Below are 12,088 nucleotides of genomic sequence, written 5' to 3' on the forward strand. Positions count from 1 at the left end.
AATCTAAAAAATAATGAAGTGACCTTTTCCGGTCACTTCACAAGGGGTAAGGCAAAGCGGATGCCCAATCCTCCGTAATTGGAGTGAAAGGCAGATATTTCACCGCCATGATGCTCGATAATGGATTTGCAGCTGGCCAGACCTAATCCCATCCCCCCGTTTTGGTTCTGTCGGGATTTATCCACGGTAAAAAATTTCTGAAACAGCAGAGGCAGTTCCTTTTCCGGCACACCCGCACCATTATCCTCCACCTGGAAAAAGGCATACTCGCCACGGACATAGCCCCGCATATAGACCTTTAAGTCTTTTCTCTCCACATATCTCACGGCATTGCTGAAAAGATTCCCGAAAACCCGGCGTATCATGTGTTCGTCAATCAAAATGTGCTGGTTGGCTTTGAAGCTGTTTTCCCAAGCCAGCTCAAAATCAAAACCGGCTAATTCCGTCTCATATTCAGTGGCAATGCTGGCAAATAGCTTCTGGGCCGGGACGGATTTCACATCCAGCGCATCCAATTCCACCTCCCCCTTAGTATAGGAAGAGAAGGTGTTAATCAGCTCGGCAATATGCTTTGTCTTCTTGAGGATCAGCTCATAATATTCCTGGGTTTCCTTTTCGGAAAGATTTTTCTGCAGGGCTAACAATTCCACAAAGCCATTGATGGTCGTCAAGGGAGTCTTTAAGTCATGAGCCATAGCGGCAATCATCCCGATTTGTTCCTTGTGGGCCTGATAAAGCCTGTCTTCCATTTCATTAAAGTGATTGTATAGTTCTCCGATTTCATCCCTTCGTTTCGAGCTTAAGATCACAGGCCGACTTATGTTTACCCTTTTCAGCCGGGTATTCAGGAACTGAAGGGGTTTTGTAATGTTGAAATGTAAATAGACGGCTAAAATGACAAACACCATACCCGTGAGAATCAGGAAATAAAAGGCCACTTCTAATTGCACGGGCATTAAGGGTAATCTTAAGATTTTTGGCTTTTCTGTCATGAAATTTCTGATAAATACTGCCCCCGGAAAGATGATCAGCACAAAAACCAACATGAACAGCAGCGGCAGCTTGATCTTTAACTTCATAGCCCTTCCTACCCTTCCGTATATTTATAGCCGATACCCCAGATTGTCTTAATAAAGTCATACTTGCTGCCAAGTTTTTTGCGAATGTTTTTGATATGCACCGTGACAGTATTTATCTCACCGTATTCCCCTGCCCAAACATTTTCATAGATTTGCTCCCGGGTCAGGACGTTATTGGGATGATGCATGAGAAAGGACAAGATTTGAAATTCCTTGGTCGACAGCTCAATCTTCTCCTGGTCTAAGTAAGCCTCAAAGGTCTTTTTATTTAAAATCAGGGGTGACGGAGAAGGGAATCTCTGTGGCTCGGCCTCCTGTTTAAGTCCTTTCCATTCGTTGTACAATCGGTCAAACTTTCTGAAATGAGCTTTAATCCTTGAAGTAAGCTCTTGAACACTGAAGGGTTTGGTCATATAGTCGTCGGCACCGATCTCCAGGCCAATAATTTTGTCAATATCCCTATCCCGGGCGCTTAAAAACAGAATGGGAATAGTGTAATTATTTCTGATGTTTCGGCAGACTTCCAGACCGTCCATTTGGGGCATCATAATGTCCAGGACAATAAAATCCACCGGATTTTCTTTAAGTACCGCTAACGCCTCCGGGCCGGAATGGGCAGAAATTACTTCAAATTGTTCAAGGCGTAAACTTTTCGTGATCAGCTTGACAATGTCTGGATCGTCATCGACTACTAAAATTGTCTTCTCCACATGTTTCACCAACTTCTTTGCTTTGCTTTTCTTTATATCATAGCAAACATAAATAAAGCAAAAATAAAAAACTATAAAGATTTGTGATTAGAGTTCACCTTGTTGCACCGAATAATTACGTTCCTTCTAGCTATTGATTTTAATCAATGGCTTTTTTGATTTTCCAGGCATGCTATTAAGGTACTTCCTGCATCCAAGTACGATATAATAGCTCAATTCCTCGATCAATTTCTTCAATATTCATGCCGCCAAACCCAATCATTATTTGAGATCTATTACCGTCTTTGTGAAGAAAAGTTCTAGAGAGTGGGAATAACCGGACTTCGCTCTCCGCAGCACGCTTGATAAGCTCCTCTTCACTAAGAGGATTATCAACTAGCTCTATAACAACGTGGAGCCCCGCTCCTTGACCAATGATTTTAACTTGAGTGCCAAAATGACGGTGAATCGATTGTAGGAGTGCGTCGTGCTTTTCTTTATAAACTGTTCGCATTTTACGCAAATGCCGTTCCCAGTACCCCAGTTCCATGAACTTTTGCAGTGTTCTCTGTTCTAATAGAGATACATTCGTAAAATAATCCCTGAATAACCTACGATAGACAGTTAGTAATCGGTGAGGCAGAACCATATAACTTATTCGAAGCGCAGGAGATAATACCTTAGAAAAAGTACCTACATAGACTATATTCCCTTGCGGGTGTAATCCTTGTAACGCAGGAATTGGTTTGCCGAAGTACCTCAGTTCGCTATCATAGTCGTCTTCAATGATGACTCCCCCGACAGATTCTGCCCAATCAATTAATTTTAATCGTTTTGTCACTGGCATAACATAGCCTAATGGAAATTGATGGGAAGGCGTGACATATACAACGGTACTCTTGGTCTTCTGTAGACACTCCAAGTCTAGACCATCCGAATTTACAGATACGGTTGTGATAGAAAACGAATGATTTCGGAAAACAGCTTTTGGAACGAAATAGCCAGGATCTTCTACAGCTAATTTCGAATGATCTTCTTTCAATATGGGCGCTAAAATAGAAAGACTATCTTGAAGTCCCGAGCAAACAACGATTTGTTCAGGATCACAAGAAACACCACGAGAGCGCGACAGATATCTTTGAATCTCGCAGCGCAAATCAAAATCACCTTGCTGATTACCATCGGAAGCAAGGTGATTTTGATCATCCTTTAAACAATCAACATAAAGTTTACGCCACAGGTTAACAGGGAAACTGCCTGGGGAAAGACGAGCCGGATGAAAATCAAAGGCAAATGTTTTTCCGTCTTCAGAGCCTTCTTTCAGCGACGTGCATACTTGACGAAGAGGCGATTGGCGGAATTCAGGGTCTATTGATGAAACAAAGTATCCGCTTCTTGGCTTGCTGTGTATATACCCTTCTGCATATAACTGTTGATAGGCATACTCCACAGTATTACGGCTTACCGATAATTCACTGGATAAGTTTTTAATAGATGGAAGCTTGGTAGTTGGGGGCAATTCCCCTGTTAATATTTGATTTTTAATCTGGTTATAAATTTTATTGTGCAACGGCTGACGACCCTGACCGTCCAATATAAACATTGCTCTCACCTAATCCTTTATATGTAGGATCTTAATTACCGCCATTATATATAGGGTAATATCTAGCGTCAAGGCTCAGGAAAATTGCGCCAAGGGAAACTGCCCCTGTACATAATTTGAAAATTGCCCCTGTGTTTAGGGGGGATTATATCTTATAATCTGGGTGTCCGGTGGCTAACACATCGATTGCTTTGTGCAGATGTAATCCTAAAATTATTGAGTGCATTGCAGTAATAGCGGACACAATAGTAGTGTCAACCAATGGCCAAGTATGAGTTATCTAACACTTCTTCCAAACAGAAAGGATGTATTCTTATGCTTAATGAAAAATTATTGGAGGTACTTTCTCATCCCACAGACGGAGCCATCTCTATCGTGACCAACGGTGACGACGGTCCGCATTTAGTAAATACCTGGAATAGCTATATTGTGGTTACCCCTGAGGATAAACTATTAATTCCAGCTTACGGCTATAACAAAACGGAAAAAAATCTCAGCGTTCATAACGAGGTTACTCTTTCCATTGCCAGCAAGGAAATCCAGGGTTACAAGGCTAAGGGTACAGGCTTTATCCTGAAAGGAACTACCCGTTTTCTAAAATCAGGTGAAGACTTTGAGCGTATGAAAGAAAAATTCTCTTGGGTTCGAGCAGTATTAGAGATAACTGTGTCATCTGCGAAACAAATGCTTTAAATTAGCTACACTATGTTGAGGTTTCCAATATTGTATTGATACCCTTAGTATTATTAAAATATACTTGAAACCAGCATATCATTTTTGATAATGCTGGTTTTTTTAACCCATCCATATAGCTCCATTAAAAGTAATTGGTTCTAAATACTCAAACAAATCACTATAATTGCCTTCGTTCGTTTAACGAGTTCTAAGAAGTCTGTCCGATTGTCAATATAAATAGTCGATTGGGAGATGGGTTTTATGAATTTAAAAGTAGGCGATGTTAGCAACAACCGTCAAGCTTTACTCTTCATCATTGTCAATGCTACTGGCCAATTACATTAACACTGACAGCTGGTCCAGAATTTGTGACTTTAGTTGGTGAAAGGAAAGGCTCTTGATCAGGGACAAATCTCTGGGCCTGTCAAAGTTTACAGATAACTCCCGTATGATTTCCCCTGGACCCTTGCTGAGGACAATAATTCGGTCGGCCAAGAGCAGGGCCTCTTCGATGTCGTGGGTTACCAAAAGGATAGAAGGCTTGTACTCCTCCCAGAGCTTGAGGGTCAGCCGCTGCATTTCCAGCCTAGACTGATAATCCAGTGCGGAAAAGGGCTCGTCCATTAGGAGCAGCTTCGGCTTCATAATAAGAGCCCGTGCCAGCGCGACACGCTGCTGCATACCACCGGAGAGCTGTTCCGGGTAATAATCCAGAAAATCCAGCATGCCGACGCGTTCAAGAAAGATGCGGGTCTGGGCGCTGATATCTTCTTTCGCCATGTGCTGCCGTTTCGGTCCGAAAGCAATATTGTCCTTGATTTTCAGCCAGGAAAACAGTTGCGGGCTCTGGAACACCATGCCTCTCTCCGTGGCTGGGCAGGTGATTTTCTGCCCGCAGAAGGCAATATCCCCCCGATAGTCTTGATCAAAACCGGCAACCAGATGCAGCAGCGTCGACTTCCCGCAGCCACTGGGGCCGACAACGCCGACAATTTCACCCTGGCCTACCCGGAAGGTTACATTCTTCAGTACTTCAGTTTCCGTATTATCATGGCAATAGCTCTTATGGAGATGGTCGATTATCAATAAACCGTCAGAATGATCATTCATGTCTGATCACCTCTTTCCCGGGGTGCAGCTTCCTGATAACGGCGACAAGAAGTCTGTCTGAAATCCAGCCCAGCAGGGCGATGACGATCATGCAGATGATGATCATCTCCGTATCTCCCAGCATCCTGGCATTCATCATGACGGCACCCAGCCCTTGGGAAACGCCCGTCAGTTCTCCCAGCACCACATAGGCCCAGGAGATTCCCAGACCCAGCCGCATTCCCGACAAAATGCTGGCCGCCGCCGCGGGTATGATGACATAAAAAAAAAGTGCCCAACCCTTTGCCCCCAGCACGCGGGAAGCCTGAATCAGCTTACCCGGGACTTGCCTGACACCTATGGCTGTGTTGAGATAGACAGGGAAAAATGCGGCCAGGGCAATCAAAAATACGGCTGTCGAATGTCCCACGCCAAACCAAACCATGGCAATCGGCAGCCAGCCGATCCCCGGCACCATCCTGATCAGATGAACGAGAGGATCAAAGACCCGTTTGACTTTCAAAAAACTCCCTGTGAGAATCCCCAGGGGCAGGCCGAAGCACAGCGCAAGCAGAAAGCCCTCCATAACGCGCCTGATGCTTGCGGCGGAGTGCATCAGGAATTGCCCCGAATATGGCGACAGCCGGCTGCTGCCGGTCATAAAGTCCGCGAGGCCTAAAGCAATCTGCCTGGGCCCAGGCAGAATATATCCCGGCACCCGCAGCAGATAGGAAGCCGTGCACCAGGCCGTCAGAAGGACAGCGGGCAGCAGCAGGCCTAAAATATCGAGCTTAAACGTTAGTCGCTTTTTCATGCTAACTTTTTACGTTCTGGACAAACTGCAGGTTGATCATGGCCTCAATATCGGGAATTTCCTTAATGATGCCCAGATCGTACATCCGCTGGGCGAGATTTTTAACCTGCCGGACCATTTCGGGTGTGATGTTACAGGCCAGCTCCATGTTGCCCGACGCTTCCTCCAGAACCGCCTTGTCGGTGCCGAATTCCGCTGCCTTTGACAGCCAGGCGTCTTTATTTTGCCGGAGGTACTCTGTTGCCTTGGCGTGGGCGTCGACAAGAGCCTGAATACCCTGAGGGTTATCCTTAATTTCCTTTTCCGTCGACAGCATTGCCCCGTTAAGATAGCCGATGCTGTCGTCATAATAGGGATACTCCAGGATTTTCCCATACCCGGTTGTGACGGCAATGGAGGGATAGGGTTCGCCGCTGCAGAAGGCGTCAATTTGCTTGTTGGCCAGAGCCTGCCCCATATCAAAGAAATCGATTTGAACCAGGGTGACATCCTTCGCGGGATCAAGCCCGGCTCTTTTCAGAGCTTCCAGCAGCAGGATCTGATGCATAGTTCCCGGTACATAAGCGATTTTTTTGTCCTTCAGATCCGCCACGTTATTAATGCCGCTGTCAGCACCAACGACGAGAGCCGAACATTTATTAGTCAGACTGGCGACTACTTTGACGGGTTCCCCTTTGGATGCGGCTGAGATTGCGGTGACCCAGGTTGTCCCGCACATATCCAGGTCGCCGGCCAGCAGTGCCGTCTTTTGATCGCCGGGATTCGTAAAAGGGAGTACTTCAACGGTATGGGACGCCGGCAGATAATCGCCGTAATAAAAGGGCTGAATTGTCTGAGCTGTTTTCCAGGTACCGACCTTGAAGCTTTGACTTGCCGCCGGCTTTTCTGCCGAGCAGCCGGTCAGGGCCAGCAGCAAAACCGCCATGATCAGGCCGGCAAATTTTGTAACTGTGCGCATATATTCCTCCTCAAGTTTATTTTCCGGTTATGTACCGTGATGATATCCGGCTTCTTCAAACCACCCCCGGGCCCTTTGTATATCGAACCCATTCCATTCAGATGCTGAAACACCGATAGCCCTAGGTACAGCGCCCACATCCACAACAACCACATTTGCCCCCCAGGCCATCGCCGTCTTGGAGGGCGGATGCACACAGATATCCGGGGCACTGTAACCGGAGGCGAGGCGTGTCACGGCAGTGATCTGCGCCAGCCGCCGCTCAGCCAGCAGCCCCTGATCATACAGAGGGGTGCCTTTGACGGGCACTCTGGCCATAGCGCCTGATAGCTTGGCACCGTGTTTCATAGCCAGCAGGAAAGTGTCGGCAATTTCTTCATTTGTGTGCTCGACGCCGATGGGTTCAACCAGAAATGCCAAGTCCAGAGCGGAACCGCGAATTTCTTCGAGGGTTTCACCGCGCTCGCTAGGAGAAAACGGCGTATCAATGCCCTCCCTGAGCCGAATGGCATGATAGGCAATACTGAACCCGGCGCTTTTCAGTTCATCAGCTCTTAAAGCATTTATTTCGCCGGTATTGGCGACAAGGCGATAGCCTCCGGGGATTTCCTGCCGAATTTTCCTGGCAAGAGCGACCAGGTCGGAAAAGGCATAGTCTTCCGTCGTCCGGAGGGTAATCCAGTTGGCACCGTTGCCGACAAATTTTTCGGCATAGGAAACGATTTCCTCCGCGGTCAGTGTGTATGTATCCTGTGCCGCACCCCAGGCTTTGCCAAAGGAGCAAAAGCGGCAGTTCATGGCACAAGGCTTGTAATCCACACCGATTGACGCCCAGATCCGCGCCTTGTTTCCGGTTACCTCCGCTGCAACGCGCCTGGCCGCCGCGCCGAGAACATCTGCTGTTTGGGAATCCGGGTCGATCTCCAGCAGCTTGATAATGGTATCTCTGGGGAGGGATTCCCCCGCTAATGCCTTCTTTTCAGCATTGAGTAAGAGCTCTTCTGTCGTCATTTTTTATCTCCTTCAGATTCCTGCGTTCCACTGCTGTCCTTGATGACCTCAGGTCATCTCCATACATGAAGCCAAATCCGATATAATAATGATTCGTTAATGATCAAATGATGAATTTAATTATATCTAAAAATTCACTTTTTGAAAGATACAATATTATTTTACTTCAAGGTCACAATTTGTTCCAAAAAACGCTTAAATATCCTTGCGGAAAACGCAAAAAGCCGATTTTCCTTACTTGCAGGAGAATCAGCTTTTATTCATATATGCCTCCACGAATATCAATAGTCAATATATACGATTTGTTCCGTATGATTAATTTCGAAAATCACTATCACTTGAAACAATACAAAAACCGTCTACATTATTTGAAGATAGAATATCCATTGCAGCGATTATTAACGCTGAATCCGAAGCCGCTGCAAATACCTCCGGAAAGGGAGATTTGGAAATTCGGGCTTTTCCGCCTTACAGTAAGCTAGCTTAATCCCCGTCAAAAAGGGCAATTTCGCAAAACCCCGTCACCCACTTCCGCAACAACCTCCCGCCAGAGCAGCACAGGCTGCCGGGCCAATTCTGCCGGCACTATCTCCGTTAAACAGATTTGCCGGTCACTGAAGCTTTGTTTAACCTCCCGGAAGGCTGCCGCTGCCTGAGCCTCATGGTTATTTTCTAAAAGTATCCGGTCTGCAATCCGCTCCTTGAGTTCGGCCAGCAGCTTGCCGTCCAGGTACTCCGTCATGACCTTTTCCGGCGGGATCACCTTTCCCTGATCATAGGAGCGGATTTTCCCCTCCAGCCAGGCAATGAATTGGGGCGTACTCATGGCGTTCAGTTCGACGCGATATTCTTGCAGCCAGTCCTTCCAGACAGGACTAATATAACCGGCCACGCCTCTCTGGCGGCTTGATGCTTCCACTTTTTCCACCTCCAGCCCCATGAGCACCGCTTCTTCCGGCTCCAGGCCGAGATTGATGATCTTCACCTTGCGGCCCGGTCTGGCTTTGGTTTCATTTTGCAGGGTATCGTAGATGGTTGTGCCGTAGGCATCCGCATCGTGAATGCAGAAAAAAGTGATTTCTTCCCCTCCTTCCTCCCCCAGTGCGTCCAGCAAATCCTTGACTGCCCGGCTGGCGTAGCCCTTGCTGGTGAGGAGTGCCATATCGTATTTCTCCGGAAGCTTCTTCTCTTTAAGTACATTGAAGAAGCCTTCTTTTTCAATATACAAAACCTTGTTGAAGGTCCAGGCGGGCTTGCGGTAATTCTCCACGGCAATGGTGCCGATAGGGATATCCCGGCCTTCGTGGGGATGATACAGAGTTCCCCTGTCATCCCTGTACATCATCGGAATGTCGCCGTGCTCCGCTTCATAACCGCCGATCAGGTCTTTGCAAAAATAGGAGTAATCCGGTTCCTTGCCCAGTTCCCTGATCACATAAGGCCGGACGGCATAATAGAGCTGGCGCAGGCTGAAGCGGTATTCCCCATTGCCGCCGGCTTTGGCAATGGCTTCCTCCAGGCAGGCGGCGACGATTTCTTTCTGGGACCTCATTCTCGCCTGGGCGGCGGGGAGGGTCTTTTTTATTTTGTTCACCGCCTTGGTAATACTGGCACCGATAGTCTCGGCCATCACTCCCAGGTCCGGTTCTTTACCGTCCGTCACAATTGGCACATAGGGTGTCATGACATTGATTAAAAGCCTGACGGGTTTGGCCTTAAAATAATGGCTGAAGCCGCAGCTGAAAATCTTCAGCTCACTTTTATCACGGAAGATGTGAACATCTCCCGTCACCGGGGACTTATTGAGCAGAACCGTGATCCGGGGTTCGTCGGCAAAGTCGGCGTATGCTTCGACCACAAAGGGGATTTCTGCCTCATGGACCCCTCTGACGGATCCCACCGTAAAGGTGCCGCAGCTTCTGTAATAGCCTTTCCAGTACTCCAGCTCGCCGATCCGCCCCAGCCTCTCCGGGTTCGTTTTCGTAACCAGGGTCCTGAGCTCGGCCAACAGTGCTTCCGTTTCGGCGAAGGTCAGGGAAGCGGCGGCTGCCCCGTAGGTATACCTGTGGGATAGTTTCCCGGCTTTCTTACTGCAGCCGTCAAATTGGGCGATCAGTTCCCGGACCGGACCGCTGTAGGCCTGAAACAATTCAAAGAAGTTTTCGCTGGTATACCAATAAGGGGATGTCTTCCCCTGGTAGGTTTGACCTCGGGCATATTGCAGTGCCAATTTGGCCCAAGCCGGATCGATCTCCATTTGGCCCAGGGAAAAGCTGATTTTAGTCCCCCCTTCGCCGTACGGGCCTAAACTTTCCGTCAGGGCCGAACCGTCCTTTTGGCAATGGATCCGGTAGTTTTCCCCCCCGGTGGCAACCAAAAGCCGGCCGCCTGTGGCCTCCACCGCCCCGGCCACCACCCGCAGGCCGTTCCCCAACGCTCCCCGGGTGGGCAGGCGCAAGTATTTGGAGGATTTAAGGGGCCTGTTGATGGCAAACAAGCCGGGATCCATGCCGGGTCCCTGATCTTTGACATAAAAAAAACCGTCCTCAAAGCCGATTTCACACTCACCGCACACATCCAGGGCATTATCCGTGAGTTCTTTGCAAACCAGCAGTGACAGCTTATATTTAGGCACCCCCGCCTTTTGGGGCAGGGTTTCAATATTCCTGAATAATTTCCAGTCTTCCCGTTCAAACAGCATGGCCTGAGTTCACTCCTCCTGATTTGAGATGTTGGAATATCATATGCAATTTCCATCAATCTGTCAGGGGAATTCCCAGGAGGATAATTGCCTGGCACGCAATTATCTTTTTTTCCTCTTCAGCTATATTCAGAAATTCCGCAGAAAAGGCCCCCACCGTTTCGATGAGAGCCGAATGATTAGGATGGTTCGCTTTGACAAGCGCTCCAGATCAAAGTCACCCTTATTATTTATTTGATTTGATTTCCTCAGCTAACTCCAAAATAATTCCCTCTGGCCCACGAACGTAGCATAACTTATAACTTTCTTCATATTGCTGTATCTCAATTTGAACTGCCTTGATCCGTCAGAGAATTTTGGTTATCTCATGCGACTGCGAGCAATCCTTCCCTCCAATACTTTGTCCAGGATTTTAGTAATGTCTTCTTGCTGCGCTGGTTTTATTAATACTCGAAGAGGTGACACAACTTTAAAATCATCTTGCGGGCCAGAGGCTGTTATAAAAACGATATAACAGTCCTTATTGTGCTGCCTTATATACGATGCGGTCTCAAGACCGGTTATTTTTTTCATCCGGTTATCAAGAAAATAAAGGTCATAAAGAATTCTGTCTTGGTTGAATTTCTCCAGAAGTTCCTCCCCGCTGCTAAATTGAAAAAGATTAAATTTGACTCCAAATTTGCTTTCATACTCATGAATTAAAAGAACCACTAACTCCCGCTGAAGCGCCCCATCATCACATATACTAATATTCAGCAATAATATCACCTTTCTCAATTTTAATTGATTAAGTACAGAAGCTTAAAATAGATAACGGCGATTTTTAATTATAGTCCAACGAAAAGCAAGAATCATCAATTTGTTTGCAGTGTAACAACAACATTATACCTTTATATTGCATTCTATTGCAATCGCATTTTAGTTAAACTTATGTTGAACTGTTATCTAAGTGATGGAGGAATCTAAATGCCCCCTAAAAGCAGCAACTCATCGTACTCAAAAGAAGAACAGCAGTTTCTAAAAAATATAGGGTTTAAAATTCAATTCCTTCGGAAACAGCGAGGTATAAGTCAGAGTGAACTTGCTGAAAGTTCAGGCCTTAGTGATACTACGATTAGCCATCTTGAAAGCACCTCTGCTTATGGGATATCTATGATTGCCCTATACAGAATAGCGAAAGCCCTTGATGTAGACCCCAGCCAGCTTCTGACCTTTAGATGATTGTATTGAAAACGAAAAAGAGCAAGTTTCACCATGGTAGCGGTGAAACTGCTCTTTTTGAATCCAGCGAAACTTGTTGTTCCGCGAAGGATCATGGAACCTACGCGGAACGACAGTAAATGACTGCTCCAAATTTGTTCCGCCAATACAAAAGAATATGCAGACGAGCAATAGATCGTAGTCTCATTGGTGTTGACTTAGACGAATACTCACAAAAGCATGGAAACAAACCTCCTAAACCCGTGACT

General features: G+C 46.8%; 11 protein-coding genes and 1 pseudogene. 2 read left to right on the forward strand and 10 right to left on the reverse strand.

Going from position 1 to position 12,088, the window contains the following annotated elements; genetic code table 11:
• Positions 1-32 precede the first annotated feature (32 nt).
• The 3 genes from BUB11_RS14425 to pdxR form a co-directional block, all read right to left on the reverse strand.
• Entirely contained in the window at positions 33-1,079 is a 1,047-nt protein-coding gene (locus BUB11_RS14425) for a sensor histidine kinase (RefSeq protein ID WP_073030471.1), read from the reverse strand.
• An 8-nt stretch (positions 1,080-1,087) separates the two neighbouring features.
• Positions 1,088-1,789 carry a response regulator transcription factor gene (locus tag BUB11_RS14430; RefSeq protein WP_084110297.1) on the reverse strand — a complete coding sequence of 234 codons (702 nt, stop codon included), beginning with the start codon at positions 1,787-1,789 and terminating at the stop codon, positions 1,088-1,090.
• Between the two features lie 175 nt (positions 1,790-1,964).
• Positions 1,965-3,371 (reverse strand): MocR-like pyridoxine biosynthesis transcription factor PdxR, encoded by a 1,407-nt coding sequence (pdxR, locus tag BUB11_RS14435; protein ID WP_073030473.1) that lies wholly within the window; start codon positions 3,369-3,371, stop codon positions 1,965-1,967.
• Positions 3,372-3,686: 315 nt separating this feature from the next.
• On the opposite strand from pdxR, the gene BUB11_RS14440 reads away from it, so the two are divergent.
• Positions 3,687-4,064: an FMN-binding protein gene (locus BUB11_RS14440; protein ID WP_073030474.1), complete on the forward strand. Its 378-nt coding sequence runs from the start codon at positions 3,687-3,689 to the stop codon at positions 4,062-4,064.
• Positions 4,065-4,382: 318 nt separating this feature from the next.
• Here BUB11_RS14440 and BUB11_RS14445 read toward each other — a convergent pair whose 3' ends face one another.
• The 7 genes and pseudogenes from BUB11_RS14445 to BUB11_RS14480 form a co-directional block, all read right to left on the reverse strand.
• Entirely contained in the window at positions 4,383-5,156 is a 774-nt protein-coding gene (locus tag BUB11_RS14445) for an ABC transporter ATP-binding protein (RefSeq protein WP_073030475.1), read from the reverse strand.
• Positions 5,149-5,949: an ABC transporter permease gene (locus tag BUB11_RS14450; RefSeq protein ID WP_073030476.1), complete on the reverse strand. Its 801-nt coding sequence runs from the start codon at positions 5,947-5,949 to the stop codon at positions 5,149-5,151. Before BUB11_RS14450 ends, BUB11_RS14445 begins: the two co-directional genes overlap by 8 nt.
• Position 5,950: 1 nt before the next feature.
• Positions 5,951-6,907 carry an ABC transporter substrate-binding protein gene (locus BUB11_RS14455; RefSeq protein ID WP_073030477.1) on the reverse strand — a complete coding sequence of 319 codons (957 nt, stop codon included), beginning with the start codon at positions 6,905-6,907 and terminating at the stop codon, positions 5,951-5,953.
• A gap of 27 nt (positions 6,908-6,934) precedes the next feature.
• Positions 6,935-7,918 (reverse strand): radical SAM protein, encoded by a 984-nt coding sequence (locus tag BUB11_RS14460; protein WP_073030478.1) that lies wholly within the window; start codon positions 7,916-7,918, stop codon positions 6,935-6,937.
• A gap of 324 nt (positions 7,919-8,242) precedes the next feature.
• A pseudogene (locus tag BUB11_RS14465) lies at positions 8,243-8,335 on the reverse strand (NYN domain-containing protein); the annotation flags it as partial.
• 76 nt (positions 8,336-8,411) lie between these two features.
• A complete protein-coding gene (locus BUB11_RS14470) occupies positions 8,412-10,619 on the reverse strand; it encodes a hypothetical protein (RefSeq protein WP_073030479.1) in 2,208 nt (735 codons plus the stop codon).
• Positions 10,620-10,979: 360 nt separating this feature from the next.
• A complete protein-coding gene (locus BUB11_RS14480; RefSeq protein ID WP_073030480.1) occupies positions 10,980-11,378 on the reverse strand; it encodes a LytR/AlgR family response regulator transcription factor in 399 nt (132 codons plus the stop codon).
• Positions 11,379-11,585: 207 nt separating this feature from the next.
• Here BUB11_RS14480 and BUB11_RS14485 point away from each other — a divergent pair, with 207 nt between their 5' ends.
• Positions 11,586-11,840: a helix-turn-helix domain-containing protein gene (locus BUB11_RS14485; protein WP_073030481.1), complete on the forward strand. Its 255-nt coding sequence runs from the start codon at positions 11,586-11,588 to the stop codon at positions 11,838-11,840.
• Positions 11,841-12,088 lie beyond the last annotated feature (248 nt).

Source organism: Desulfosporosinus lacus DSM 15449, from assembly GCF_900129935.1.
Classification (GTDB): Bacteria; Bacillota; Desulfitobacteriia; order Desulfitobacteriales; family Desulfitobacteriaceae; genus Desulfosporosinus; species Desulfosporosinus lacus.